The 25,344-nt window shown below is 70.4% G+C and carries 24 protein-coding genes; 5 read left to right on the plus strand and 19 right to left on the minus strand.

Annotated features, from left to right (window positions below; all coding sequences use genetic code 11):
* Genes ACGFIS_RS29265 through ACGFIS_RS29285 form a run of 5 tightly spaced genes read right to left on the minus strand, consistent with a single transcriptional unit; the run spans position 1 to position 4,603 of the window.
* Positions 1–1,017, minus strand: coding sequence for a branched-chain amino acid ABC transporter permease (locus ACGFIS_RS29265; protein WP_392906374.1), 1,017 nt, complete (start codon positions 1,015–1,017; stop codon positions 1–3).
* Positions 1,014–1,877, minus strand: a complete 864-nt coding sequence (locus ACGFIS_RS29270; protein ID WP_392906376.1) for a branched-chain amino acid ABC transporter permease — start codon at positions 1,875–1,877, stop codon at positions 1,014–1,016. The genes ACGFIS_RS29265 and ACGFIS_RS29270 overlap by 4 nt, the downstream gene beginning before the upstream one ends.
* A 9-nt stretch (positions 1,878–1,886) precedes the next feature.
* Entirely contained in the window at positions 1,887–3,131 is a 1,245-nt protein-coding gene (locus ACGFIS_RS29275) for an ABC transporter substrate-binding protein (protein ID WP_392906378.1), read from the minus strand.
* 34 nt (positions 3,132–3,165) lie between these two features.
* Positions 3,166–3,867, minus strand: a complete 702-nt coding sequence (locus ACGFIS_RS29280) for an ABC transporter ATP-binding protein (RefSeq protein WP_392973230.1) — start codon at positions 3,865–3,867, stop codon at positions 3,166–3,168.
* Positions 3,854–4,603 (minus strand): ABC transporter ATP-binding protein, encoded by a 750-nt coding sequence (locus ACGFIS_RS29285; RefSeq protein ID WP_392973232.1) that lies wholly within the window; start codon positions 4,601–4,603, stop codon positions 3,854–3,856. Before ACGFIS_RS29285 ends, ACGFIS_RS29280 begins: the two co-directional genes overlap by 14 nt.
* Positions 4,604–5,085: 482 nt before the next feature.
* Here ACGFIS_RS29285 and ACGFIS_RS29290 point away from each other — a divergent pair, with 482 nt between their 5' ends.
* On the plus strand, positions 5,086–6,465 hold the full coding sequence (locus tag ACGFIS_RS29290) for a tannase/feruloyl esterase family alpha/beta hydrolase (protein WP_392906382.1): 1,380 nt from the start codon (positions 5,086–5,088) through the stop codon (positions 6,463–6,465).
* 104 nt (positions 6,466–6,569) lie between these two features.
* Here ACGFIS_RS29290 and ACGFIS_RS29295 read toward each other — a convergent pair whose 3' ends face one another.
* From ACGFIS_RS29295 to ACGFIS_RS29325, 7 genes are all read right to left on the minus strand, one after another.
* Positions 6,570–8,093 (minus strand): AMP-binding protein, encoded by a 1,524-nt coding sequence (locus ACGFIS_RS29295; protein ID WP_392973234.1) that lies wholly within the window; start codon positions 8,091–8,093, stop codon positions 6,570–6,572.
* 68 nt (positions 8,094–8,161) lie between these two features.
* On the minus strand, positions 8,162–8,899 hold the full coding sequence (locus ACGFIS_RS29300; RefSeq protein ID WP_392973236.1) for an ABC transporter ATP-binding protein: 738 nt from the start codon (positions 8,897–8,899) through the stop codon (positions 8,162–8,164).
* Entirely contained in the window at positions 8,896–9,645 is a 750-nt protein-coding gene (locus ACGFIS_RS29305; RefSeq protein ID WP_392906386.1) for an ABC transporter ATP-binding protein, read from the minus strand. The genes ACGFIS_RS29300 and ACGFIS_RS29305 overlap by 4 nt, the downstream gene beginning before the upstream one ends.
* Positions 9,642–11,684: an ABC transporter permease gene (locus tag ACGFIS_RS29310; protein WP_392906388.1), complete on the minus strand. Its 2,043-nt coding sequence runs from the start codon at positions 11,682–11,684 to the stop codon at positions 9,642–9,644. Before ACGFIS_RS29310 ends, ACGFIS_RS29305 begins: the two co-directional genes overlap by 4 nt.
* A gap of 5 nt (positions 11,685–11,689) precedes the next feature.
* Positions 11,690–13,015: an ABC transporter substrate-binding protein gene (locus tag ACGFIS_RS29315; RefSeq protein ID WP_392973238.1), complete on the minus strand. Its 1,326-nt coding sequence runs from the start codon at positions 13,013–13,015 to the stop codon at positions 11,690–11,692.
* Positions 13,016–13,103: 88 nt separating this feature from the next.
* The gene (locus ACGFIS_RS29320) at positions 13,104–14,054 is read right to left on the minus strand and encodes an alpha/beta hydrolase (protein ID WP_392973240.1); all 951 of its coding nucleotides are present in this window, start codon (positions 14,052–14,054) and stop codon (positions 13,104–13,106) included.
* Complete coding sequence (locus tag ACGFIS_RS29325; RefSeq protein ID WP_392906393.1) at positions 14,051–14,773, minus strand: alpha/beta fold hydrolase; 723 nt, start codon at positions 14,771–14,773, stop codon at positions 14,051–14,053. The genes ACGFIS_RS29320 and ACGFIS_RS29325 overlap by 4 nt, the downstream gene beginning before the upstream one ends.
* Positions 14,774–14,863: 90 nt before the next feature.
* On the opposite strand from ACGFIS_RS29325, the gene ACGFIS_RS29330 reads away from it, so the two are divergent.
* Positions 14,864–15,547: a TetR/AcrR family transcriptional regulator gene (locus tag ACGFIS_RS29330; protein ID WP_392906395.1), complete on the plus strand. Its 684-nt coding sequence runs from the start codon at positions 14,864–14,866 to the stop codon at positions 15,545–15,547.
* Positions 15,548–15,564: 17 nt separating this feature from the next.
* On the opposite strand, the gene ACGFIS_RS29335 is transcribed toward ACGFIS_RS29330, so the two are convergent.
* Positions 15,565–15,924 carry a PadR family transcriptional regulator gene (locus ACGFIS_RS29335; RefSeq protein ID WP_392906397.1) on the minus strand — a complete coding sequence of 120 codons (360 nt, stop codon included), beginning with the start codon at positions 15,922–15,924 and terminating at the stop codon, positions 15,565–15,567.
* A gap of 121 nt (positions 15,925–16,045) precedes the next feature.
* Here ACGFIS_RS29335 and ACGFIS_RS29340 point away from each other — a divergent pair, with 121 nt between their 5' ends.
* Positions 16,046–16,870, plus strand: coding sequence for a hypothetical protein (locus ACGFIS_RS29340; RefSeq protein ID WP_392906399.1), 825 nt, complete (start codon positions 16,046–16,048; stop codon positions 16,868–16,870).
* Here the strand turns inward: ACGFIS_RS29340 and ACGFIS_RS29345 are convergent.
* Genes ACGFIS_RS29345 through ACGFIS_RS29370 form a run of 6 tightly spaced genes read right to left on the minus strand, consistent with a single transcriptional unit; the run spans position 16,848 to position 23,206 of the window.
* Entirely contained in the window at positions 16,848–18,683 is a 1,836-nt protein-coding gene (locus ACGFIS_RS29345) for a glycoside hydrolase family 15 protein (protein WP_392906400.1), read from the minus strand. The two genes, ACGFIS_RS29340 and ACGFIS_RS29345, sit on opposite strands and share 23 nt — an antisense overlap.
* Before the next feature lie 43 nt (positions 18,684–18,726).
* Positions 18,727–19,143: a PPC domain-containing DNA-binding protein gene (locus tag ACGFIS_RS29350; protein WP_392906401.1), complete on the minus strand. Its 417-nt coding sequence runs from the start codon at positions 19,141–19,143 to the stop codon at positions 18,727–18,729.
* 19 nt (positions 19,144–19,162) lie between these two features.
* Positions 19,163–20,086 carry a sugar phosphate isomerase/epimerase family protein gene (locus tag ACGFIS_RS29355; protein ID WP_392906402.1) on the minus strand — a complete coding sequence of 308 codons (924 nt, stop codon included), beginning with the start codon at positions 20,084–20,086 and terminating at the stop codon, positions 19,163–19,165.
* A gap of 22 nt (positions 20,087–20,108) precedes the next feature.
* Positions 20,109–21,008 carry a myo-inosose-2 dehydratase gene (iolE, locus tag ACGFIS_RS29360; protein WP_392906404.1) on the minus strand — a complete coding sequence of 300 codons (900 nt, stop codon included), beginning with the start codon at positions 21,006–21,008 and terminating at the stop codon, positions 20,109–20,111.
* A gap of 10 nt (positions 21,009–21,018) precedes the next feature.
* A complete protein-coding gene (locus ACGFIS_RS29365) occupies positions 21,019–22,632 on the minus strand; it encodes a pyranose oxidase (protein ID WP_392906406.1) in 1,614 nt (537 codons plus the stop codon).
* Between the two features lie 55 nt (positions 22,633–22,687).
* Entirely contained in the window at positions 22,688–23,206 is a 519-nt protein-coding gene (locus tag ACGFIS_RS29370; RefSeq protein ID WP_392906407.1) for a cupin domain-containing protein, read from the minus strand.
* 209 nt (positions 23,207–23,415) lie between these two features.
* Here ACGFIS_RS29370 and ACGFIS_RS29375 point away from each other — a divergent pair, with 209 nt between their 5' ends.
* The gene (locus ACGFIS_RS29375; protein WP_392906408.1) at positions 23,416–23,970 is read left to right on the plus strand and encodes a GNAT family N-acetyltransferase; all 555 of its coding nucleotides are present in this window, start codon (positions 23,416–23,418) and stop codon (positions 23,968–23,970) included.
* Between the two features lie 103 nt (positions 23,971–24,073).
* Positions 24,074–25,297, plus strand: coding sequence for an FxsB family cyclophane-forming radical SAM/SPASM peptide maturase (locus tag ACGFIS_RS29380; RefSeq protein WP_392906410.1), 1,224 nt, complete (start codon positions 24,074–24,076; stop codon positions 25,295–25,297).
* Positions 25,298–25,344 lie beyond the last annotated feature (47 nt).

Consider the following 25,344-nt stretch of genomic DNA (forward strand, 5'->3'; position numbering starts at 1 on the left):
TCAGGCCGGGGCGTCGACGGGCTTCTTCGCGTCGGACGCCCCGTCGCCGGACGCGCCGGACTCGCCGGCCGCACGGCGGGAGGACAGCAGGTGGCGGGCCGTTCCCCAGATGCCCCGGCGGAACAGCAGCACGATCACGATGAAGATCGAGCCCGTGACGATCCCGGTCTCCGCGAACCCGGCGGTGGCCAGGTAGTCCTGGAGCAGGACGACCAGGGCGGCGCCGATCGTGCCGCCCCACAGGGTGCCGATGCCGCCGAGGATGACCATCATCACGACCTGCCCGGACGTGGTCCAGTAGACACCGTCGAGTGAGGCGAAGCCGTGCCCGATGGCGAACACGCCGCCGGCCGTCCCGGAGAGGGCGGCGGACAGGACGAAGGCCAGGAGCTTGTAGCGGTCGACGGGGTAGCCGAGGGCCCGCGCGCGGGCCGGGTTGTCGCGGATGGACACCAGCACCCGGCCGAACGGCGAGCGGACGATGCGCCAGGCGGCGAACAGTCCGGCCAGCACGAACGGCAGCCCGGCGTAGTAGAAGTAGAACGGCTCGGAGAGGTCGAGGCCGAACAGGTCCCGGGGGATGCCCTGCAGTCCGTTCTCCCCGCCCGTCACGTCCCGCCACTGGTTGGCGACGAAGTAGACCATCTGCGCGAAGGCCAGGGTGACCATGGCGAAGTAGATCCCGGTCAGCCGTACCGACAGGAAGCCGATCGGGACCGCCAGCAGCGCCGCGAACGCCGCGCCGCCCACGATCGCGGCGGGGAACGGCATTCCGGTGTGCAGCGCGATCAGGCCGGTGCAGTACGCCGACCCGCCCCAGAAGGCGGCGTGCCCGAACGACAGCAGCCCGGTGAAGCCGAGCAGCAGGTCCACCGCGGCGGCGAACAGCGCCCAGCAGGCGATGTCCATGGCGACCGGCGGGTAGATCATCCAGGGCAGGGCGAGGGCGGCGACCAGCCCGGCCACCAGGAGCAGCGGGCCGGCCCGGCCCGAGCGGGCCAGTCTGTGCAGGATCATCTGAACGCCTCCTCGCGTCCGAACAGCCCGGCCGGGCGCCACAGCAGCACGGCGGCCATGAGGATGAACACGAGGGTCTGGGACAGCGCGGGCACGTACAGGTTGCCCAGCGCCGACACCAGCCCGACGGCGAAGCCCGCGGCGACCGACCCGAACACCGAGCCGAGGCCGCCGATCACCACCACGGCGAACACCGTGATGATCAAGTCGCTGCCCATCAGCGGGTTGACCGCCCGCATCGGCGCGGCCAGGACCCCGGCGAAGCCGGCCAGCGCGATCCCGAACCCGAACACCGGGGTCACCCACCGGCCGACGTCGATGCCCAGCGCCCGGGTCAGCTCGGGACGCTCCGTCGCCGCCCGGACGATCATCCCGACGCGGGTGCGGGTGAGGACCAGCCAGACCGCGACGCACAGCACCGCCGACGCCCCCAGCACGAACACCTGGTAGGCGGGGTAGGTGAACAGCCCCAGGTCGAGCGAACCGCGCAGCGCGGACGGCCTGGGGTACGGCTGGGAGTTCACCCCGTACTCGCGCTTCACCAGGTCCTGCAGGATCAGCGCCAATCCGAAGGTGAACAGGAAGTTGTAGAGCGGATCCAGCGGCGTCAGCCGCCGGATGAACAGCCGTTCCAGGACGATCCCGGCCGCGCCCAGCAGCAGCGGGACCAGCACCAGGGAGAGCCAGAAGTTCAGGCCGAACGAGTCGAGTGCGATGAACGCCCCGAAGGCGCCGAGCATGTAGAACGCGCCATGGGCGAGGTTGACGACGTGGAGCATCCCGAAGATGACGGACAGGCCGAGGGCGAGCAGGGCGAAGAACGCCCCGCCCACCAGCCCGTTGAACGCCTGCTGCAGCACCCCGGCCGCCTACGGCTTGCAGGCCGCGTCGGGCTGCGGCTGGAACGCCTCCGGCGCGGGGATGGTCTTGAGGACCTTCACGTAGTCCCAGGGCTCCTTGACCTCGCCGGACGGCTTCACCTGCGACAGGTACGCGTCGTGCAGCAGAAGGTGGTCCTCGGCACGGATGCTCGCGTTGCGGGCGAACATGTCCTCGAACTTGTGGCCCTCCAGCTGCTCGACCACCTCGTCGGACTCGTCGGTGCCGCCGCGCTGCACGGCCTCCAGGTACGTCAGGGCGGCCGAGTAGTTGCCGGCCATGTTGGCGGTGGGACGCTGGCCCGTCTTGGCCTGGAACTCGTCCGCCCAGGCGCGGGCCTTGTCGTCCATGTTCCAGAACCACATGTCGGTGTAGCGCGTCCCGGCCAGGGCGTCCGGGCCGAGCGAGTGGATGTCGCTGAGGGCCAGGAGCCCGACCGCGAGGCCGACGCCCTTGTCGCGCAGCTTGTACTCGTTGTACTGCTTCACCAGGTTGACCAGGTCACCGCCGGCGTGCATGGTGCCGAGCACCTTCGGCTTGGGGTCGAGGTTCGGGGCCTTCAGCAGGAACGTGGAGAAGTTGTCGTTGGGGAACGCCGTCGGGTCGGCCTCGACCACGGAGCCGCCGGCGGCCTTGATCGCCGTGGTGAAGGTCTTCTGCATGTCCTGCCCGAACGCGTAGTCCGGGTAGATGATGTACCAGTTCTCGCCGCCGTCCTTGGTCACCTCGGTTCCGGTGCCGTGGGCGAGCATGTAGCTGTTGTAGCCGTAGTGGAAGGTGTACTTGTTGCACTGCTTGCCTTCCAGCTCGGTGCTGGCGGCGCCGACGTCGATGAACACCTTCTTCTTCGTCTTGGCGATGTTGGCGACGGCGAACGCGGCCGACGAGGTCGGCACGTCCAGGAGCACGTCGGCGTTCTGCCGGTCGTAGAGCTCCTGCGCCTTGGAGTTGGCGATCTCCGGCTTGTTCTGGTGGTCGGCGGAGATGACCTCGATCTTGTCGGTCACCGCCTTGTCGCCGTGCTCGGCCTTGAAGTCGGCCACGGCCATCTTGACGGCCTCGACCGTCTTGCGGCCGGAGGTGTCGGAGTAGATTCCCGACTGGTCGTTCAGGACGGCCAGCACCACCTTGTCGTCACTGATCGCACCTCCGCCGCCGCCCGGCCCTCCGGCGCCGCACCCGGCCAGCAGCAGCCCCGCGGCGGCCAGGCCGCCGGTCCAGCCCATGATCTTCATCAGGTCTCCTCTGTTTCCGGGATCGTGGTCGTCGTCAGATGCCGAGGTATTCGAGCAGCTCGTGCTCGCGCTCGCGGACCTGGTCGTTGTCCATGGACTCGACGATCCGGCCCTCGGCGAGCAGGTGGTGGCGGTCGGCGACGGTGGCGGCGAAGTGGACGTTCTGCTCGATGAGCAGGACGGTCACCCCCGCGGCCTTGACCTCGCGGAGGATCTCGCCGATCTGGGCGACGATCAGCGGCGACAGGCCCTCGGTGGGCTCGTCGCACAGCAGCAGCCGGGCACCCGTACGCAGCACCCTGGCCAGCGCGAGCATCTGCTGCTCGCCGCCCGACAGCTTCGTCCCGGGGAACCGGCGCCGCTCACGCAGCTTCGGGAACGTCTCGTACACCCGCTCCAGCGGCCACGGGCCGGGGCCCATCGCCGGCGGCAGCGTGAGGTTCTCCTCCACCGAGAGGGTGGCGAAGACGCCGCGGTCGTCCGGGACGTAGCCGAGGCCGCGGCGGGCCCTGCGGTGGGAGGCGAGGCCGGTGACGTCCTCACCGGACAGCGAGACCGTGCCCGCCGTCCTTCCGTACGAGCCGTGCAGTCCCATCAGGCAGCGCAGCAGTGTGGTCTTGCCCGCGCCGTTGCGGCCGACGAGCGTGACGATCTCGCCCTCGTCGACCTGCATCGAGACCTCGCGCAGGGCCTGCGCCTCGCCGTACCAGGCCGACAGCCGGTCAACGCGCAGCATGGGCGTCTCCGAGGTAGGCGGTGATGACGCGCGGATCGTGGCGGATCTCGGCGTAGGGGCCCTCGGCCAGCACCGAGCCGTGCTGCAGGACGGTCACCCGGTCGGCGAGGCTGGCGACCACGTTCATGTTGTGCTCGACCAGGACCACGGTGCGTCCCGTGCGGATCCTGCGGATGAGCTCGATGGTGCGGTCCACGTCCTCCACGCCCATGCCGGCGGTCGGCTCGTCGAGCAGGAGGACCTTCGGGTCGAGGGCCAGGGCGAGCGCCAGCTCCAGCGCGCGCTTGCGCCCGTACGCCAGCAGGCCCGCCGGCACGTCGCCGTGGCCGGCCAGCCCGACCTGGTCGAGCAGTTCCCCGGCGCGTCCGGCGAAGCGGTCCAGCGCCCGGTCCGAGCGCCAGAAACGCCAGCCCAGGCCGGTTCGGCTCGCCAGCGCCAGTTCCACGTGCCGGCGCGGGGTCAGCTCGGCGAACAGGCTGGTGATCTGGAAGGAGCGCGCGACGCCCAGCCGCGTGATCGCCTCGGGGCTGCGTCCGGCCAGCTCCCGGCGGGCCTCCAGCAGCACGCTGCCCGCGGTCGGCTTCAGGAAGCCGGTGAGGAGGTTGAACAGGGTGGTCTTGCCGGCGCCGTTGGGGCCCACCAGCGCGTGCACGTCACCGTCGGCCACGTCCAGGTCGACGCCGTCCACGGCCCGGAAACCGCGGAACTCCCTGATCAGGCCGCGCGCCTTCAACACGGGGACGGTCCCGCCCGGAGCCGCGCCTGCGGACCCGTTTCCTCGCCCGTGCCCGCCCGTCCCGCCCGGAGCCGCGCCTGCGGAGCCGGTGCCTCGCCCGTGCCCGCCCTCCCCGGGTCCTCCTCCCATGCGTCCTCCTCGCGTCATGGCCGGCCCGAGCCGCATTCGGGACGCCGTGACGGTGAACGCTAGGTGGCGGCCGCGTGACGGGGCGAGGTGACCGGGGCACACATTCGGGGAGCATCCTGTGAGCGATTTCCACACCGGACGGCGCCTAAGACGAGAGACATACGCCCTGATGGGACGCGGAGGCGGCCGATCCGGGCCCGGACCCCGGGATTCATGGAAGCGGCCGCCACAGGACGCCGGTCAAGAGTGGTGTCCGCCGACGTCGCCGCGTCCGCCGCCGGTCGAACAGCATGGCGTCTACCGCGGGCTGGACCGAAGGCCCCGCGTCCCACCCTTCGGAGCCGCATATGCAGATGCTTCGCAGATCATCCGTCGTCCCGGCCCTGCTGGGGTCGCTCGTGGCGGCCCCTCTGGTGACGGCCGTCCCGGCCGCGCACGCGGACACCCGCTGCACCGGCATGGACAGGGTCCACGTTCCCGGAGCGCAGCGGCAGGTCGCCGCCTGCCTGGACGATCTGACCACCGCCGGCACGATCGCCTCGGGCCACACCGTCCCCGAGCAGTGGTCGGGAATGCAGTCCGTGGCCACACGCAACCCCAGCGGGGTGCCGGGAATCCAGATCGACGGCTACTTCCGCGACACCTCCACGTTCAACACCACCCACGGCTGGAACCATGACTCGCAGTTCGTGATCCGGCTTCCGGAGAACTGGAACGGCGGGCTCGTGGTCTCCGGGGCACCCGGAAACCGCCTCCAGTACTCCAACGACGTGGTCATCTCCGACTGGGTGCTGGCCAAGGGGTACGCGTTCGCGTCCACCGACAAGGGCAACAACGGCACGGAGTTCTACAAGGACGGCCGGCGGCCCGGCGACGCCGTCCAGGAGTGGTACCACCGGATGGCGCAGCTCACCGTCGCCGCCAAGCTGACCGTGGCCCGCCACTACCGCAGGTCCCCGCGCAGGACGTACGCGATGGGCGTCTCCAACGGCGGGCAGCTGGTGCGCTGGGCCCTGGAGAACCGCCCCGGGCTGTACGACGGCGGCGTCGAAGCCGAAGGCACGTACTGGCCGAGTGACAACGGGCCGAACGCACTGGTCCACCTGCCGGAGGCGCTGCGCAACTACCCCGAGTACGCGGCGACCGGCGACCCCGGAGCGCACGCCGCGATGATCGAGGCCGGCTACGCACCGGGTTCGGAGTTCCTGTGGGACTTCAACTACCGGTTCATCTGGGACAGCACGCAGCGCAGATACCGCGAGGAGGTCGACCCCTCCTACGACGGCGACCTGGAAGCGGGCATCCCGTTCTGCGAAAGCGGAACGCCCGACTGCGACACCGACTACCGCTACTACACGCGTCCCAAGAGTGTGCACAAGGCGGTGAAGCGGAATTCGCTGGACGGCCGCATCGGCAAGCCGATGATCTCCGTGCACGGGACGCTGGACTCCCTGCTGCCGATCAAGATCCACGGCGACGCGTACGCAGCGAAGATCCGTTCCGAGCGGAGGGGCGGCCTGCACCGCTACTACCGGATCGAGGGCGCCTCCCACCTGGACATCGAGTACGACATGTTCCCGGACAGGATGCGTCCGCTGCTGCCCTGCATGCGGACGGCGTTCGAGGCCCTCGAACGCTGGACGGCCCCGAGCGGCGGCCAGGCACCCCCGCCCAGCGCCACCATCCCCCGGCAGACCACCGGCGACGTGGCCAACACCTGCTCGATCGGCTGACCGGACCGAGGGAGGGGCGCGGGGGCGCGGGGGTGCGGTCCGCCTCCGCGCGCCGGCCGCTGGAGGCGCCGGACCGGCGGGGAGCCGAGTGGGACGCCGTTGCCTCAGTGGCGTTCACGCAGTAGGCGCTTGTGCAGCTTTCCCGTGGCCTGGCGGGGGAGCTCCGCCTCGAAGCCGATCGAGCGCGGGCATTTGTAGCGCGCGAGGTGTTCGCGGCAGAACGCGATGAGTTCCATTGCCAGATCCTCGTCCGGTTCGATGCCGCCGACCGGCTGGACGATCGCCTTGACCACCTCGCCGAGATCGTCGTCCGGGACTCCGATGACCGCCGCGTCGAGCACCTTCGGATGCGTGATGAGCAGGTCCTCGGTCTCCTGCGGGTAGATGTTCACACCACCGGAGACGATCATGTTGATCTTGCGGTCGGTGAGGTAGAGGTACCCTTCGCCGTCGACGTGGCCGACGTCCCCGACGGTGCTCGCCGTCCCGGACGGGTCACGGGACTCGGCGGTCTTCTCCGGGTCCTTGAAGTACTCGAAGTTGGTCGCGCCGCGGAAGTAGATGAGACCGGGGCGGTTGGGCGGGCACTCGTTTCCGTCGTCATCGACGATCAGCAGTTCGCCGAGGACGGCCTTGCCGACGGTGCCCTTGCGGTCCTGCCATTCGTGCGAGTCGCAGATCGTGAAGCCGTGGCCTTCGGTCGCCGAGTAGTACTCGTGGAAGATCGGGCCCCACCAGCCGATCATCTGCTCCTTGACCGGGACGGGGCAGGCGGCGGCGCCGTGGGTCACCGACTCCAGCGAGGACAGATCCGCCGTTTCCCGGACGTCGGCCGGCAGTTTCAGGAGCCGCGAGAACATCGTGGGAACCACCTGGGTGTGGGTCACCCCGTGGTGGGCGATGAGGCGCAGGTATTCGCGCGCGTCGAAGCGTTCCATGACGATGGAGGTGCCCCCGATGCGGAGCGTGCCCGCGATGCTGACCTGTGGCGCGGAATGGTAGAGAGGGGCGGGTGACAGGTAGACCATGCCCGGCCGCTGGCGGAACAGGCGCGCGGCGAATTCCATGACCGGTACGGGTTCGGCGGGGTGCACGTCGGGCAGTGGGCGCAGCACGCCCTTCGGGCGTCCCGTGGTGCCGGACGAGTAGAGCAGCGCCACACCGAGTCTCTCGTCGGAGATCGCCGTGTCGTCCATCCCGGCGATCGCGTCCTCCAGCCGCTCGAAGGGCGCCGGCGGATCCTGTGCCCCGGCCACCAGCCAGCGGGCGACCCGTGGGCAGGCGGCGACCAGGTCCGCGGCGACGTCGAGCATGGCCGCCGTGGTGATCACCACGCGCGCCTCGCAGTCGTCGACGATGTAGGCGGCCTCCGGGGCCGTCAGGTGGGAGTTGATGAGCGTGTAGTACAGGCCGCTGCGCTCGGCGCCGGCCTCGCACTCAAGAAGCCACGGGGTGTTCTCCATGAAGAAGGCGACATGGTCGAGCCGGGCCAGGCCGGTCGACCGGAACAGGTGCGCGATGCGGTTGGCGAGAGCCTCGAACTGTGCGAAGGTGACGACCTCACCGCCGCCGGCCATGATGATCGCCGGCTTGTCCGGCTGATTGATCGCGTGCTGAGCGGCGTACATCTCTCTCCTTGTGGCTTCCTTGTGGCTTCCTTGTGGCTTCCTTGTGGCTTCCTTGTGGCGTCGGCACGTCATCGGCCGGTCTCTTCGGACGGGCCGTCCGTCAGGGCGTTCTCGCCGAGGTAGCCGACTTCGAGCAGCCGGCGGTCGGAGGCGAACCCGGCGGCGTCGCCCTCGGCCACCAGGGCGCCGCGGGCGAGGACGTAGGCGCGGTCGGCGACCTCGAGTGCGAGGTGGACGTGCTGCTCGACCAGCAGCACGCCGCAGCCGGTGTCCTCGGCGACGCGGCGCAGGACGGGCAGCAGGCGCTCCACGATGATGGGCGCGAGGCCGAGGCTGAGTTCGTCGACCATCAGCAGCCGGGGCTCGGAGGCGATCGCGCGGCCGAGGGTGAGCATCTGCTGCTCCCCGCCCGACAGCAGCCCCGCACGCCGGTCGAGCAGCGGGCCGAGCGCGGGGAAGTAGCCGAGAACGCGTGAGATGTCCGCCGCGCCGCGCCGGGCGCCGAGCCGCAGGTTCTCGGCGGCCGTCAGGGAGGCGAACAGGGACCGGTCCTCCGGCACGTAGGCCAGGCCCCGGCGGGCGAGCCGGTGCGGCTTGGCCCCCGTGGCCCGCGCGCCGAGCATGCGCACCTCACCGCCGATCACCGGGAGCAGGCCGGCCACGGTGAGGAGCGTGGTCGTCTTCCCCGCCCCGTTGGGCCCGAGCAGCGCGACCACCTCCCCCGCCGCCACGCGCAGGCTGAGGCCGCGGACGACCGCCAGTCCCCGGTAGCCCGCCCGCAGATCCTTCACGTCGAGAGCGTTCACGGGCCCTCCCCTCCGAGGTAGGCCGTGATGACGGCGCGGTCGGCCCGGACGACCGCCGGTGCGCCGGCGGTGATGACGCGCCCGAACTCCAGGACGTAGACGAGATCGCAGATGCTGAACACCAGGCCCATGTCGTGGTCGACCAGCAGCATCGACGTACCGGCGGCGGCGACGCGCCGCAGGTGCCGGCCGAGCGCGGCCGACTCGCCGGTGTCGAGGCCCGCCGCGGGCTCGTCCAGGCACACGAGCCGCGGTCGTGCCGCGAGCGCCCGGGCGACGCCGACGAGTTTGCGCTGCCCCTGCGTCAGTTCGTCGGGCATCCTGTCGGCGAGGTCGTCCAGTTCCAGCAGTGCGAGCGCCTCCGCGACACCGGGTGGGGGCGCGGTCCGGCGTGGGCGGAGGAGATCGAGGAGCATCCCCCCGGGACCCTGCCGATCGGCGGCGACCTGGAGGTTCTCCGCGACGGTGAGATCGCCGAAGAGTTCCAGCGACTGCCAGGTGCGTCCCAGGCCGGCCCGTGCCCGGCGATGTGCCGGCAGGCCGCCGATCCGCCGTCCGGCGAACGTGATGCGCCCGTCGGCGGGGACGAGGCCGGTGAGCGCGTCGATGAGCGTCGTCTTGCCCGCGCCGTTGGGGCCGATCAGGCCGACGAGGGCTCCCTCGTCCACCGTGAGGTCGACATCGGTGAGCGCTTGGACGCCGCCGAACCGCACGCCCAGTCCGCGGGCTTCGAGGAGGGCCGTCATGGTGAGACCGCCTTGCGCCGGGTGAGCCGCCGGCGGGTCTCGCGCAGCGCGCCCGCCATGCCTTCCGGGTTCATGACCGCGGTCGCCACCAACCCGATGCCGGTGACGAGCAGCGTCCAGCGATCCCCGACGTGAACCCACTGCTTGAGCGCCGTGAAGCCCACACCGCCCGCGACGAGGAAGCCGCCGAGGCCGGCGCCGGACACGCTCGTGATCCCGCCGAGGTAGGCGTAGGCGAGAAAGGTCAGCGATGCGACGCCGCCGAAGAACTCGGGCGACACCGAACCGAAGCGGTAGCCGGAGAGCGCGCCGCCGAGGCCCGCTATGAACGCCGCCAGACCGAAGGCGAGCATCTTCGTCCCCGCCACGCTCACCCCCGCGGCCGCGGCGGCGCGCTCGTTGGAGCGGACGGCCAGCATGCGGCGGCCCGTCGCCGAGCGATGCAGATTCGCGACGCCGGCCGCGGCGGCCATCACGACCGCCAGGCAGAAGATCCCGAACCACGGAGTGGGAAGCGTGCCGTCGCCGAGCACCGGCGATGGATCGCGGGGACCGAAGTTCCAGCCGAACAGGCCGGGGGACGGCACCTGGGCGCCCTCCAGACCTCCCGACCACGCGGGGTTGCCGAAGACCAGCTTCTCGACCGCGACCCCGCCGGCGAGAGTGAGGATCGCCAGGTTGACGCCGCGTACCCGCAGCGCGGGCACCGCCATGGCCAGCCCGAACACGGTCGCGACCAGCGCCCCGGCGAGGGGCGCCAGCGGGAACGGGACGCCCGCGGCGGACGCGAGTTTGGCGAGGACGAAGCCGGAGACGCCGGCGAGCGTCATCTGCGCGAGCGAGATCTGCCCCAAGTAGCCGGTGAGGACCACGAGCGACAGGCAGATGAGCGCCCCGATCAACGTGTTGGTGATCGCCAGACGCCACACCGGGCCGAGCGTCAGCAGCCCGGCCGCGCAGGCGCCGGCGACCAGCACGGCCCCTGCTCCGAGCCGCCGCGGACGGGGGATCTCGGGCAGTTTCGCCGGGGAGGCGGTGCCGCGGGTGGGAAGCGTCTGTCCGCGGATGACCAGTGCGATGACGATGACGACGAATGGCACGGTTTCGCGTACTCCGGGCAGCGGCCCGGACCCGGCCTGCGGAAACCACGGCTCCAGGCTGAGCACCTGGATGAGGCTCTGTGTCATCGCGATGCCCAGCCCGGCGGCGGTCGCCACACCGAACGAGGTCAGCCCGCCCAGCAGCGCCGCCCCCAGGGCCGGGACGACGAGCAGCGTGATGGTGACAGGGTCGAGGGAGCCGTTGACCGTCGCCACGAGTATGCCCAGGAAACCCGCGAGGACGGCCGACAGGATCCAGTTGGCCCCCGCCAGGAAGTCCGGGGAGAAGCCCAGCAGCGTCGCGGCGCGCTCGTTCTCCGCCGCGGCCCGCGTGGCGAGACCGAACCGGGTGAACCGGAACGCCGCCCACAGCGCGATGGTGAGCGCGACGACGATCCCGGCGAGCAGCAGTTGATCGCCCGGCACGACGATGTCGTCCGAGAGCCGAACCGGTGTTTTGGGCAGGATCGGCTGGATCGAACGCGGAGTGCTCCCGAAGCGCAGCAGGGCGATCGCCTGCAGCACGATCAGGACGCCGACCGACGCGACGACCTTGCTCAGCGGCGGCGCCGAGCGCAGCGGACGGAAGACGAGCACATGGCACAGCGCCCCGAGAAGTGCCGAGGCGATCAGGGCGATGACCATCGCGGGCACGACTCCCAGCGGACCGCCGAGCGACAGATCGGTGGGGAAGAGGGTGCCGCCGCGCCGCAGGCCGTCATAGACGTAGGCGGCCTCCATCGCCATCGCGCCGGCGGCGAAGTTGACGGTTCCCGATCCGCGGAACGTCAGCACGATGGTCAACGCGATCGCCGAGATCAGGCAGCCGGTGCCGGTGCCGAGGAGCAGGGCCGTGGCCTCGTCCGGGAGGACCCGGGCGAGGACCACGGCGCCACCTGCCAGTGCGGCGAGGCCGATGGCCGCTGTCCGAATGCGCATGGTACCTAGCCGCCGAGCGCCTGGGCGATCGAGATGGCGTTGCCGCGCAGTGGCGTCGCGACCTGGATCCAGCGGCCGTCCTTGTACTGCTCGACGCCGATCTGGCTCCCGCACAGCGCCGCGAAGACGGGGCTGTAGCCGCACTCGATGGGACCGGCGACCATCATCATCGGGCCCTCGAAGGACTCGATCGCCTTCGCCATCGCCTCGGAGGTCAGACGGTCCGGCCCGATCTCGTGGACGAACTTCATCGCGGTCATGAGGTTCGCGAACGTGTAGCCCGCGAAACCCGTGTACTCGGCGTTCTTCGGGCCGTACTGCTTGACCTTGGCGACGTAGGTGGCCATTCCCGACGCCTCGTCAGGGGCGAAGTAGCTGTACCCGAAATTGGTGAAGTACCAGCCGTCGGGCACCTGGTCCTCTGACCCGACGTCGCGCATGTGCTTGGTCATCGGGGTGCCGAAGCACAGGCCCGTCGCCACGACCCGCGGTGTGACGCCCAGGGACTGCAGGGCGTCGTAGGTGGCCATGCAGCCGGGCACGGTGAGGAAGGACAGAAGAGTGTCGGCCTGGCGCCCGCCCGCCGCCTGGATCGCCGCCGCGACATCGGGGCCGGTGGCGGTGTCGGCGACCCCTACGAGCTTGACGTCCGTGACGCCGAGCTTCTTGAGTTGCGGTTCGAGGAACTGTTCGGCGGCCGCCTTGCCGGCCGGGTTGTCGGCGTAGAGGACGGCGACGCGGCGGACGTCCGGTAGCTGCCGGGCGACGAACTGCGCCATTCCCGCGATCGTCCCCGGTCCGCCCGGCGTGTAGGAGTAGGCGCCCTCGGCGGTGAGATCGTCGCTCGTCGAGGGGCTCGCCTCCATGATGGGCTTGCGGCCTCCGAGCACCGAATAGATCGCCTTGTTCCCCACGGTGAGGACGCCCTCGATGACGAACTTGACCTCGGGGTCGTTCGCCATCTGCGTCCCGCATTTCTGCCCGTCCTCCTCGCTCTGGACGACGCACTTCTCCAGGACGACGGGATGCCCCCCGGCCCCGCCCAGTTCCCGGTTGATGTACGCGACCGCGGCGTCGATGCCGGTCGACGCCTCCGGGAAGGCGGGTGCGCCGCCCTCCTGGTTGATGTAGCCGACTTTGATCGGGGACTTCCCGGTGTCCGCCGGGCCTGCCGTTCCGCCGGTGTACTGCAGCGCCCAGTCGTTACTGACCTTCGGCACCACGGCGGAACCGCCGGCCGCGTTCTCGTCCGAGTCGCCCGTGCCTCCGCCGCATCCGGCGAGCAGCACCAACGCCGCCGCCGAGGCGATCGTCATAGATCGGAATGCCATTGCCCTTCTCCATTCCTTTTCGGTCGGAGCCGTTGCGGTCCCGAACTCGACGCGATGGCGGCCGGGATCGGCGCGCACCGCGTCACATTCACCGACCACCGGTGAAGGCGTTCCTCAGCGCGGCGGCGCATTCTTCGATCGCCTCTCGGCCCGCGTCCAGCACGGCGGCCATGCTCAGGAATGCGTGGATCGTGGATTCGTAGCGGCGCAGGACGACGGGAACTCCGGCCTCCCGGAGGCGCTGCGCGTAGGCTTCGCCGTCGTCGCGCATGATGTCGAAGCCCGCCGTGATGACGAGCGCGGGCGGCAATCCCGCCAGATCGGCCACGATCGGTGAGACCCGCGGATCCCGCGCGTCAGCCGGATCGGGCAGGTACTGCTCGTACAGCCAGTCGTACTCGTCGCGTCCGAACATGTAGCCGGTCGCGAACCGGGCCATCGAGCGGCTGTGTCCCAGTGTGCCCACCGCCGGGTACACGAGGAGTTGGAAGACCAGGTGCGGTCCTTCGTTCGCACGTGCCGTCTGAGCGACGACCGCCGCGAGATTGCCACCGGAGGAATCTCCGCCGACCGCGGTGCGTGCGGGATCGGCGCCGATGACCGCGGCGTTCTCCACCGCCCATTTCAGCGCCGCGTAAGAATCGTCCACGGCCGCCGGGAAGCGGTGCTCGGGCGCGAGCCGGTAGCCCACCGACACCACCACCGCACCCGCCCGATGGGAGAGCATCCGGCAGATCGCGTCATAGGAGTCGATGCTCCCCGCGACCATGCCGCCACCGTGGAAGTAGACGAGCAGCGGGAGGGGATCCCAGCTCGTCCCTCGGGGCCTGTAGATGCGGACGGGGACGGGACCGTCCGGCCCGGGCACGTCGAGATCGCGGGATTCCGCGAGGGACGGATCGGAGGGGAGGCCGACGGACGCGTAGAACGCCGCGTGCGCCGAGCGCATCTCCTCCGGCTCCATCGCCGTGAGGTCCGGAAACGGGGTCTCGGCCAGTTTGTCGAGAAGAAGCCGGGTCTGGTCGTCGAGGGTGCTCATTCCTGCTCTCCCAGGGATTCGAGGATTCCGGCGACGGCGGCGGGCATCAGATGCACGGCGTCATGCCGGGAGGCCAGCTCGAAATAGCGCCAGTCACCGGAATCGCGGGCCATCGCCGCGTAGCCGTCGAAAAGCCCGAGCGGGTGTTCGTTGCACCGGATGAAGATCTTCTCGGCCGCGACCTCACCGTCGGCGCGGACCGGTTCATGGAGCGTCGCCGCCGGGTGCGGGCACATCCGCGCGGCGAAGGCCTCCCCGAGCTCCCCCGTCCAGCCGAGCGAGTCCTCGACCGTGAACAGCGGCGGGATCAGATGCGGTGTGCCGGCCTGCGCGGCGGCGGCCTCCGCCATGCGCACGAAGTCCTCGCCGAGGATCGTCGCGGCCGATTCGCCGTGCCGGGGAACGAAGGCGTCCAGGTAGACGAGCCTTGCGATCCGGGACGGCCGGGCATGCGCCGCGCCGGTGATGACCATGCCGCCGTAGGAGTGCCCGACGAGCAGCACGTCCTCCAGGTCGTTGTCGTCGATGACCGAGACGACGTCGCGGACGTGGGCCGAGAGGTCGGTGTCGGCCGCGGCTTCGTGGCCGCGCTCGGCGAGCCCGGTCAGCGTCGGAACGAAGACGCGGGAACCCGCCGCGCGCAGCCGGGCCGCCACTTCCTCCCAGTGCCATCCGCCATGCCAGCTGCCGTGAACCAGCACGCAGGGACGCTCCGCCATCTGTTCTCCTTCGACCTCGGGCCCGGACTCGACCTTCTCTGGAACGGTGTTCAAGACGAGTGGGGCCGAACGTACTGGTACACTGTTCCAGTGTCAAGAGATGAGGGACGGGAAGCCGCCGGGCACGCCAAGCGCAAGCGTGCGCCGCTGACACTCGCGGACGTCGTCGCGGCCGGCAGCCGGCTGCTGGACGAGGAAGGAGTCGGCGGCCTCTCGATGCGCGCCGTGGCGCGGCGGCTCGGCGTCGGGCACGGAAGCCTCTACTGGCAGGTGCGCGACAAGGACGAGCTACTGCGCCTCATCCTCGACGACACCCTCCGCGATATCGACGTGCCGGCCGAGGGCCCGTGGGACGAGCGGCTCACGCATCTGCTCGTGGCGGCACGCCTGGCGCTGCGTGCGCGGCCCGAACTCATCCCCGTCCTGTGGAAGGCGGGCTGGGATCTCGGCGGCGAGACACTGCGGGTCGCGGATCTGTTCCTCGAACTCATCGCCGAGAGCGGCCTGCCGGAAGACGAGGTGTCCCATGCGTACTGGACCGCGCTCGTCTTCGTCCTGGGCTTCGTCATGGCCGAGACGTCGGCCTCGACCACACGGCGCTACGCCGAACGGCCCGACGACGCCGCCGAACGGTACCCCAACCTGGTGCGCTTCGCTCCCGGCACCGAACCCGAGCTCATGGACACGCGCTTCCAGTTCGGCCTCAAGGAACTCATCACCAGCATGAGGGCACGCGCCGCCCACTCGGATCAGCACACCGACCGGGACAACTGATCCGCGGAACGGATTCGTTACGGGGATACCCGGTCTCGACGCTCTCCCCCGTCGCGGGGTGCGTCGGTGAGGTTCTGGTAGCGGCTCATGTAGGAATCGAGGAGGTTCTGCAAGGTCTCCAGGTCGCGGGTCCAGACCTTGAGGGCGGTGGCGCCGGGATCGGTGACGCTGTACACCTTGCGGGCGGGGCCCGCCGGATTCGGCTCCCAGCGGGCCTGGACGAGACCCCGGCGTTCCAGCCCGCGCAGCGCCCGGTAGATGGCGCCGGGGTCGTCCTGGAGCAGCAGACCGAAGGAGCGGAGGTGCTCGATCAGCGCGTAGCCGTGTCCCGGACGCTCGCTGAGCAGCAGCAACAGGACCGGCTGCAGCAGACTCACGGCTGACTTCATCCTTGCCCTCACCCCGAATGTTACATACGGTGACACTACAGTCACTGAAAATCATGGCCAGCGTTCCCGGCAGCCGGGCCGCCTAACCCGGAACCCGGAACCCGTGTCCATGACCGATGCCAGGCACCCCGGGGGGACGGTGTTCACGGTCGTGACCCGCTTCGCATCGGCCCTCGCGACGCTGCCGGTCTGGCTGTCCGCACTGCTGGTCATCGCCGGGCTGCCCCTGCTGGTCGCCGGGTTCCAGGCGATGGTCAGGCGGCACTTCCCGGTGCTGCGCAAGCGGCAGCACAACGACGTCGCCGGGTTCCTGCTGGCGGTGATCGGTGTCATCTACGCGGTGTCGGCCGGGTTCATCCTGATCGACCAGCACGAGAACCGCAGTGAGGCGAAGGACACGGCACGCTCCGAGGCCGTCAGCGTCATGGCCGTCGCCCAGGCCGGCCAGGTCATGGGTGAGCAGGCCCAGCGGCGGATCACCGAGCGGGCGCTGGCCTACGAGCGGGCGGTGGTCGCGTCATGGCCTCCCGGTGAAGGGAGCACCGACGTGCCCGCACGCGCGCTGGAACGGCTGGTCGCCGAGATCGCGGCGCTCCGGCCGGTCGGCCAGGCGCAGGAGGCGTTCGTCTGGGAGTCCACCCGCGAGCTCATGGAGGTCGGCACCGCCCACCAGTCGCTCCATCTGGAGGCCCGCGAGGGCTACCTCGACTCGATGCTGTGGGCGGCGATCCTCATCTCCAGTGCGGCCACCCTCGCGTTCTGCCTGCTCTTCGGGCTGGAGAACGCGCGCCTGCACTACCTCATGGTGGCGGGGGTGGCGATCGTGGTCGCCGTCAACCTGTTCCTCATGGTCCAGCTCAGCAACCCGTTCAGGGGCGATCTGTCCGTGCAGCCGGACCCCCACCGCCACGTCATTCGGGAACTGGAACGATGAGCGGCCTCCTGGGCGACGACGACAGTGCCTCGTCCAGGGTCATCGCCGCGTTGACCAGCCCCAGATGGCTGAACGCCTGCGGGAAGTTGCCGAGATACCAGCCGGCGCCGTCCATCTCCTCGGCGAACAGACCGAGGTGGTTGGCGTAGGAGTGCACCGTCTCGAAGGCGAGCCGGGCCCGTTCCAGATCGCCGGACCGGGTGAGGGCCCCGATGAACCAGAACGAGCACATGCAGAAACTTCCCTCGGTGCCGGTGAGTCCGTCGGACGCGGCGTCGCCGGTCCGGTAGCGGTACACCAGCACACCGTCGACGAGGTCCTCGTCGACGGCCCGCAGCGTCGACATCCAGCGGGGATCCTGGTGGGAGATGAATCCCACGATCGGCATCAGCAGCACGGAGGCGTCCACCGTGCTGCTGCCCCGGTGCTGGATGAAGGCGCCGCGCCGCTCGTCCCAGAACTCCTCGTGCAGGTTGTCGTAGATGCGGTCGCGCACCTCGCGCCAGCGGTCGATCGGGGCCGGGCGGGATCTGCGCTCGGCCACCGCGATCGCCCGGTCGATGGCGACCCAGCACATCAACCGGCCGTACAGGAACTGCTGGCGGCCTCCCCGGACCTCCCAGATCCCCTCGTCGGGGACCGCCCAGTTGTCGGCGACCCAGTTGGCCGACTCCCGCAGGTACCCCCACAGCTCGTGGCTGACGGGCTGGACCTGCCGGTCGTACCTGTCGACCAGGTAGAGCAGCTCGCCGTAGATGTCGAGCTGCAGCTGGTCGTAGGCGGCGTTGCCCGCCCGCACGGGGACCGAGCCGCGGTAGCCGGTCAGGTTCGGCAGCGCCTCCTCGGTGAGGTCGTGCCGGCCGTCGATGCCGTACATGATCTGGAGCCGGCCGTCCCCGGAGGACTCGCGGTAGCGCTGCGCGACCCATTCGATGAAGCACCGGGGTTCCTCGGTGAAGCCCAGCTGCAGGAGCGTCAGGGCGGTGAGGGACGCGTCGCGGATCCAGCAGTAGCGGTAGTCCCAGTTGCGCTGCCCGCCGACGAGCTCGGGAAGCCCCAGGGTGGCGGCCGCGGCGATCGAGCCGTGGCGTTCGGACGTCAGCAGCTTCAGCGCCAGCGCCGAGCGGGTGACCATCTCCTGCCAGCGCCCCTGGTACGCGCAGCGGTCCGCCCAGTCCCGCCAGAACCCGACCGTGTGCTGGTAGGCGCGGTTGACCCAGCGCGGCTGGGCGGCGGGAGAGGACACGTCCCGGCCGATCAGTTCGAGGACGAAGTCGAGACGGTCGCCCGGGCCGAGCTCGAACTCCGCCGTCGCGTCGCCGTTCTCGACGTCCAGCGCGATGGGGGTCTGCAGGCGCAGCACCTTCTCGCCCTCCCCTTCGGGGACGAAGCACACCTCGCCGTCGCCCCCGATGGCCTTGTGCGCGGCCCGGGCGTAGTCGAATCGCGGCGCGCAGCGCAGGCGGAACCGGACCCGGCCGCGCACGCCCGCGACCCGCCGCACGATGGCGTGCGCGTGGCGCATCTCGCCGACCGGCATGAAGTCGGTGATCTCCGCGACGCCTTCTGCGGACAGAAACCTGGTCAGGAGCACGTTGGTGTCGGGCAGGTAGATCTGCTTGAGCCTGGCCCCGTCCGCCGTGGGACGGATCTGGAAGCTCCCTCCGTTCTCCTCGTCGAGCAGGGCCGCGAAGACGGTGGGGCAGTCGAAGTCGGGCAGGCACAGGTAGTCGATCGATCCGTCGCGGGCGACCATGGCCACGGTGTGCAGGTCGCCGATCAGTCCGTAGTCCTCGATGTGCTTGTAGCTCATGCCGCGGCCCTCCTCGGACGTGACGCGCGCACACATGCCGCGCTCACGCGTGGTGCGGTTCGATGTCGTGCACCGGTTCGGTCAGCGTCACCAGAAGCACGGGCTGGACGACCGCGCGCAGCAGATGCCCGCCGAAGGCGTTGCCGTCGCGGCCCCCGAGCACGGCGTGGACGTGCACCGGAGGATCGTTCGCGAGCGTCACCTGGCCGGTCAGGTTGAGCACCTCGACCTGGTCGTCCGGGATCGGGATCTCGACGAACCGCCCGGTCGGCACGTCGTAGCGGGCGAGGGTGAACTCCTCGAACCCGCCGAGGGCCTCGAAGACCCCCCGTTCGACGGACTCGTCGGCGGCGAACGCGCCGAGCCGCTCCATGATCTCGTCGCCGGGTTCGAGCCGGATGGAGAAGATCCGGGTCTCGTCCGGAACCGCCGGAGCGCGGGTCAGCAGGCTGGTGCGCATGTCGGCCTCCTTCCAGGAGTCACGTGCCGGATCGGGTCAGCTGCGGGGAGGCCGGCGCCCGTTCGGTCAGCGGCGGCTCCAGGTCGGCGGCGTACAGCTGCTCGGTGATGAAGCGGTGCGCGTGCCGGGCGAGGTCCTCCGAGTCGTCCCAGGGGTCGCGCCAGATGCACAGGGCGTTGGACAGCTCGGGGGCGATCACCGCCGAGGAGAACGACTCGAAGACGATCGGGCCGGTGTAGCCCGTCCGGTGCAGGGCGCGGAAGAACCCGGCGAAGTCGATGTCGCCGGAGCCGAGGTAGCCGCGGTTGCTCTCGCCGACGTGCACGTAGCCGAGGCGGCCGCCGGCCACGAGCACCGGGTGCGCCGTGTCGGGCTCCTCGATGTTCAGGTGGTAGGTGTCCAGGTGGACGTCCACGTTGGGCCGGTCGATGTCCTCTGCGAGGGCCAGGGACTGCGCCGCCGTGTTCACGAGGTTGGTCTCGTACCGGTTGCACGTCTCCAGGCCCAGCCGGATGCCCGAGTCGGCCGCCAGGTCGGCGGTCCGCCGCAGCACCTCGACGGACTGGGCGCGGCCCCGCCGCGTGGGCGGATGGGTGTACTTGCCCAGCATGCTGTAGATGGTTCCGCACAGGTGGTCGCCGCCCATGTCGCGGACGAGCTCCACCCCGCGCCGGAGGCGCCGCTCACCGGCGGCGACGGCCGCCGGGTCGTCGCTGGTGATGTCGGTGTCCGGGGTGTGGAACAGGTTGCCCGTCACGGCCAGGCCGTTCTCCGCCATGATGCGCCGGGTGGAGGCGGCGTCGATGTTCCAGGAGTCCAGCAGCGGGATCTCCAGCCGGTCGTAGCCGCAGGCCCGGGTACGCCCGGCGGCGTACCGCGCCCGCTCCTCGTTCCAGTCGCCCGTCCAGACCAGGGCATGGATGCCGAGTGACCGAGAGTCCATGATCATCCTTCCGTCGAGCGGTCTAGCGTCCCGTCACGGCGTGCAGGTACTCGCGGGCCTTCTTGGCGTAGGCGAGCGGTTCCGCCCTGGCAGGGTCCTGCTCGGCCTCGACCACCAGCCAGCCGGTGTAGCCGCCGTCGTCGAGCGCCTGGAGGATCGAGGCGAAGTCGAGCACCCCGTCGTCCCCGGGGACGGTGAAGATCCCCTGCAGGATGGCGTCGTGGAAGCTGGGATCCTCGCGGCGGGCCCGTTCCAGGACGTCCGGGCGGAGGTCCTTGAGGTGGACGTGCCCGATGCGGTGGACGTGGTCCCGGACCAGCGCGAGCGGATCGTCGCCGGACCACGCCAGATGGCCGGTGTCGAGCAGCAGGTGGACCAGCGCGGGGTCGGTCCCGGCGAGGAGGCGCTCGACCTCCTCCCGGGTCTGCACCCCGGTGCCCATGTGGTGGTGGTAGCAGAGCCGCATGCCCTCCGCCGCCGCCATCTCGCCGAGCTCGCCCAGGCCGGACAGCAGCAGCGCCCATTCGGTGTCGTCGAACACCGGCTTGTTCGCCCGCAGCGCGACGGGCTGCTGGTGCACCGCCCGGGCCAGTTCGGCGACGACGATCTCGTTGCCGCCGACCGCCCGCATGAAGCCGAGCTGTTCCCGGAACGTCCGCAGGGTGCGGTCCCGCATGCCCATGGCCGTGAAGTAGGTGCTCGCCCACGGTTCGGAGACGCGCAGGCCGCGCAGCCGCAGCGCCCGGCTCAGGATCTCCGGATCGGTGGGGAACTTGTGGCCGACGCTGCTTCCCTCGAAGCCGGCCAGCGCTATCTCGCTCACGCACTGCTCGAAGCCGATGTCGTCCCCGATCTCGGGGAAGTCGTCGTTCGTCCAGCCGGTCGGCGTGATCCCGAACGACACCCGGTCACCGTCGAACATCCGGCCCCCCTCAGGTCGGCCCGGGCTGCTGACGCCCGAGCATGTGCCGCGCGGCCTTGACCGCGAGTGCGACGCTGGTGAGCGTGGGGTTGCTCGCCGTGCCACGCGGGATGACGTTGTTGCCGCCGAGGTAGAGGTTGTCGACCCCCCACACCCGCGACGTGGAGTCGACGACGCTGCTCTCCGCGTTGTCGCCCATCCGGGTGGTGCCGGTCACGTGCAGCGGGAGTCCCGGCTCCACGAACTGCGGCTCCGACCCGGGCAGGAATCCGCCGAGCGTGTTCGCCGCGCGGAGCATGTCGCGCATCATGGCGTGCTGGTTGCGGCGGTCCTGCTTCGACATGCGGAACGTGAACGTCGGCTGCGGCATGTCGTACGCGTCGCGGTGCCCATCGGAGAACGTCACGCGGTTGTCCTCGCGGGGCTCCACGATGCCGAACCAGCGCAGGTCGACGATCAGCCGCGTGTCGACGTTGGGCGCGACGTCCCCGTAGTGGAAGGCGTCCCGGTGGATCTGGCAGTGCCAGGGCCGGTCGTCGGAGACGGGGATCCACACGTTGGGCTCCGGGTCGTTCTCCGGAATGGGGATCGGGTCGTCCGGGCTCCTCTTGTGGTGCTCGCCGACCCGGTCGGTGAAGCGGGGATCGTCCCGCACACCGTCGACGATGTCCTGGCGCAGCACGATCTGGCAGAACGACACCGGCTGCTCCGACAGGTACCGGCCGAGCGGCTCGGGGCGGATGTGCGAGGCGTACAGCAACTGGGGCGTGAGGACGGCGCCGCACGCGACGACGAAGTGCTCCGCCTCCACCCGCAGGGGATGCCAGTCGGCGAGGTTCTGGATCTCGGCGTACTCCACCCGGCTGCCGTCGGCGCTGCGGACCAGACGCCGGCACAGGTGCTCGGGCCGCAGGTCGAAGAGGTCCTCGTGGGCGCCGTCGGCCAGCGGGCCGAGGACGCTGTCGGCGCCGCTCCAGTGCACGTAGTCGGGGTTGTCGGTGCGCCGCTCCACGGCCAGCGGAAGGTTGCGCACCCCGTACGGCTCCGGCAGGTCGGTGTACTCCCCCTGCAGCGCCTCGCGGACGATGATGTGCCGGATCGCGTGCTCGAAGGCGTCGGTGTGCGTGTTGAGCAGCCGTTCGGCGTCGCCGTAGAGGGCCTCCCACTCCTCGTCCGGGAGCAGGCCGCTCCGCTCGACGGCGGGGTGGTGCCGGGGCGTGGCGCAGGTCCAGTGCGTGGCCATGCCCCCGACCCCGTAGGCCGCCGCCTCCGCGCCGAGGTTGACGTTGGGGTCCTGGTCGGGGTTCTGGTTGTTCAGGACGAACCCGCGGTGGCGCTCGAGGTCGACCTGGAACGACACCGGGTCGAGGGTCACCACCGGCCGGTCGTTCGACGGTACGGAGAGCAGGTTCAGGTGGCCCCGGATGACCGAGGAGAACAGGTCGAGGTTGCGCTGGTAGAGGTAGGCGTTCTTCAGGTGCTCACCCGGGCGCCGGGACAGCGCGGCCCCGGCGTCCACCATCAGGACGCGGCGGCCGGCCTCGACCAGTTCGCGGGCGAACGCGCTGCCCACGGGACCGGAGCCGACGACGAGTGCGTCCACGCGGATGGTGTCCTGGTTCATGAGGACCTCCCGTCACCGCGGGCGGATGTCTGCTGAATGATCGGCCCGTACCTGCTCACGAGGACCTCCCGTCACCGCGGGCGGACGTCTGCTGAATGATCTGCCCGTACCTTCTGCCGACCTCGTCGGCGTGGGCGATGTAGTCGGCCGTGACCTGCGGACCCGGGCGTCCCTCGGCGTAGGGCTCCCCGATCTCGAGGAAGAACTCCTCGAAGCCCGCGGGCGTGAAGATGATCAGGATCCGGCTCGGCCGGTCGGTGGGGTTGTGGAAGCGGTGCAGGACCCCCTGCGGGAAGTGGACGAAACCCCCGGGGCCGATGCCGGTCATCCGGCCGTCGTCGCCGAGGATCTCCAGGTCCCCGTCGAGGATGTAGAGGGACTCGCTCTCCCGCTCGTGGACGTGCGGTGGAGGGCCGCCGCGGGGCGGAACGATGGTCTCGGTCAGCGACAGCCGGTCCGCGGTGTCGGCGCCCGTCGCCTTGACCGTGTCCAGGTCGTCGTACACCCACACGCTCGTGCCCTCTCCGGCGGGCACCCGCAGCGTGCGCAGCGGTTTCTGCTCCAGCTTGCTCATCGGTCATCTCCGATACGCTCCGGCCGCCGGTTCCGGCGTCCGGCGGTCCACCCGGAACCAGGACACACGCTCACCTGCCCGGAGGTAAGTGGTAGACGTCACCAGGCAGGACTCCGCGCGCCTGGTCGAAATCGGTGGATGCGCTGTAGACGTCACCAGGCAGGACTCCGCGCGCCGGGGGGAGGGGGATTTCGGTAGATTCCTTGTCGATGGGTGGCGTACTCGCGGCCGGCTCGCAGGTGATGGTGCGGCCGCTCACACATGCGGACCGGGCGGAGTTCGTCGAGCGGGCGGCCGCCAGTGCCGCGCTGCACCGTCCCTACTTGTGGCTGCCCGTCACCGCCGAGCAGTTCGGGCTCTACCTGGCGCGCTTCGACGAGGTGTCGGCCGTCGCGTACGCGGTGTGCCGCCGCGACGGCGGGGAGGGCGGCGGGGCGATGGTCGGGCACGTCACCATCAACCACATCCTGCGCGCCGGGTATCAGCGCGGCGTGCTCGGGTACGGCGCGTTCGTCCCGCATCAGGGCCGGGGCCACATGTCCGAAGGACTGGGTCTCGTGATGGCCGACGCGTTCGGCCGGCTCGGCCTGCACCGGCTGGAGGCCGAGATCCAGCCGGCGAACGAGCCGTCGATCAACCTGGTCAGGCGGCTGGGGTTCCGCAAGGAGGGACTGGCGCTCGGCCTGATCCGCATCGAGGACGTCTGGCGGGACCACGAGCGGTGGGCCATCACGGCGGAGACGCACGCCGCGGCAGAGGTTTAATGATCTTGCAAATCCGACATATGTGACGAAGGGGAGGTGTGCGGAGCCGCGCCCAGATCCCCGCGTCAGTGCCCGAATCCCACCGTCAGAGGGTAGGTCAAGCGTGGCCGTCGAGGCCGAGGCAGCGGGGGCCGCCGGCACCGCCCCGGAGTGGCCGGAGACCCTGGACGTCCGCGCACTGCTCGAACAGGGCTGGCGTCCGACCCCGTTCCACGAGTTCGTGATCAAGGTGCACAGCCGCTGCAACCTGTCCTGCGACTACTGCTACATGTACGAGATGGCGGACCAGGGCTGGCGGTCGCAGCCCCGGCGGATGGCCCGGCCGGTCGTGGACCAGGTGGCCCGCCGGATCGCCGAGCACGCCCGCCAGAACATGCTCCCGGACGTCGATGTCATCCTCCACGGCGGCGAACCGCTCCTCGCCGGGCTCGACCACCTCCGCTACACGCTGGACGCGATCCGGACGGCGGCCGAACCCGACGTCTCGGTCCGGTTCCACATGCAGACCAACGCCGTGCTGCTCGACTCGCGCTTCCTGGATCTGTTCGACGAGTTCGGCGTGGTCGTCGGGGTCAGCCTGGACGGCGACGAGCAGGCCCACGACCGGCACCGCCGGCACGGCGACGGACGCGGCAGCCACCATGAGGTGCTCGCCGGCCTCGACGCCATCACCGCACCCGAGTACCGGCATCTGTTCGGCGGCCTGCTCAGCACCATCGACCTCCGCAACGATCCGGCGACCACCTACGGGGCCCTCCTGGAGTTCGATCCGCCGGGCATCGACTTCCTGCTGCCGGTCGGGAACTGGGACACGCCGCCGCCCGGACGGTCCCCCGACGAGTCGACGCCGTACGGGGACTGGCTGATCGAGGTCTTCGAGCTCTGGTTCCGCGCCCCGGAGCAGCGGACCCGCGTCCGGCTGTTCCACGAGATCATCCGGCTGCTGTGCGGCCAGCGCTCGCACAGCGAGGCCATCGGGCTCTCCCCCGTCGCCGTGGTCGTGGTCGAGACCAACGGGCGGATCGAGCAGGTGGACACGCTCAAGTCGTCCTACGACGGCGCGCCCGGCACGGCCCTGCACGTGTCACGCGACCCGTTCAACGTCGCGCTGATGCTCCCGGAGATCGCCGCCCGGCAGATCCGCCACCGCGCCCTCGCGCCCCAGTGCCAGGCCTGCCATATGCGGCAGGTCTGCGGCGGCGGGCTGTACCCGCACCGGTACCGCTCGGGAACGGGGTTCCTCAACCCGTCGGTCTACTGCATGGACCTGCTCAGGCTGATCACCCACATCCGCTCGGCCGTACTGAACGACCTCGCGACTCTCTGAACGGCCCCGCCCTCGCGACCCTCTGAACGCCCCGCCCTCGCGACCCT

It is taken from the genome of Spirillospora sp. NPDC048824 (assembly GCF_043198455.1).
GTDB lineage: Bacteria > Actinomycetota > Actinomycetes > Streptosporangiales > Streptosporangiaceae > Spirillospora.

Bases quoted from the DNA above. Each gene is read 5' to 3' on its own strand.
- ACGFIS_RS29265 (WP_392906374.1), bottom strand. From the start codon at position 1,017: ATGATCCTGCACAGACTGGCCCGCTCGGGCCGGGCCGGCCCGCTGCTC.
- ACGFIS_RS29275 (WP_392906378.1), bottom strand. From the start codon at position 3,131: ATGAAGATCATGGGCTGGACCGGCGGCCTGGCCGCCGCGGGGCTGCTG.
- ACGFIS_RS29280 (WP_392973230.1), bottom strand. From the start codon at position 3,867: ATGCTGCGCGTTGACCGGCTGTCGGCCTGGTACGGCGAGGCGCAGGCC.
- ACGFIS_RS29290 (WP_392906382.1), top strand. From the start codon at position 5,086: ATGCTTCGCAGATCATCCGTCGTCCCGGCCCTGCTGGGGTCGCTCGTG.
- ACGFIS_RS29295 (WP_392973234.1), bottom strand. From the start codon at position 8,093: ATGTACGCCGCTCAGCACGCGATCAATCAGCCGGACAAGCCGGCGATC.
- ACGFIS_RS29305 (WP_392906386.1), bottom strand. From the start codon at position 9,645: ATGACGGCCCTCCTCGAAGCCCGCGGACTGGGCGTGCGGTTCGGCGGC.
- ACGFIS_RS29310 (WP_392906388.1), bottom strand. From the start codon at position 11,684: ATGCGCATTCGGACAGCGGCCATCGGCCTCGCCGCACTGGCAGGTGGC.
- ACGFIS_RS29315 (WP_392973238.1), bottom strand. From the start codon at position 13,015: ATGGCATTCCGATCTATGACGATCGCCTCGGCGGCGGCGTTGGTGCTG.
- ACGFIS_RS29320 (WP_392973240.1), bottom strand. From the start codon at position 14,054: ATGAGCACCCTCGACGACCAGACCCGGCTTCTTCTCGACAAACTGGCC.
- ACGFIS_RS29325 (WP_392906393.1), bottom strand. From the start codon at position 14,773: ATGGCGGAGCGTCCCTGCGTGCTGGTTCACGGCAGCTGGCATGGCGGA.
- ACGFIS_RS29340 (WP_392906399.1), top strand. From the start codon at position 16,046: ATGACCGATGCCAGGCACCCCGGGGGGACGGTGTTCACGGTCGTGACC.
- ACGFIS_RS29345 (WP_392906400.1), bottom strand. From the start codon at position 18,683: ATGAGCTACAAGCACATCGAGGACTACGGACTGATCGGCGACCTGCAC.
- ACGFIS_RS29350 (WP_392906401.1), bottom strand. From the start codon at position 19,143: ATGCGCACCAGCCTGCTGACCCGCGCTCCGGCGGTTCCGGACGAGACC.
- ACGFIS_RS29355 (WP_392906402.1), bottom strand. From the start codon at position 20,086: ATGGACTCTCGGTCACTCGGCATCCATGCCCTGGTCTGGACGGGCGAC.
- iolE (WP_392906404.1), bottom strand. From the start codon at position 21,008: ATGTTCGACGGTGACCGGGTGTCGTTCGGGATCACGCCGACCGGCTGG.
- ACGFIS_RS29365 (WP_392906406.1), bottom strand. From the start codon at position 22,632: ATGAACCAGGACACCATCCGCGTGGACGCACTCGTCGTCGGCTCCGGT.
- ACGFIS_RS29370 (WP_392906407.1), bottom strand. From the start codon at position 23,206: ATGAGCAAGCTGGAGCAGAAACCGCTGCGCACGCTGCGGGTGCCCGCC.
- ACGFIS_RS29375 (WP_392906408.1), top strand. From the start codon at position 23,416: ATGGGTGGCGTACTCGCGGCCGGCTCGCAGGTGATGGTGCGGCCGCTC.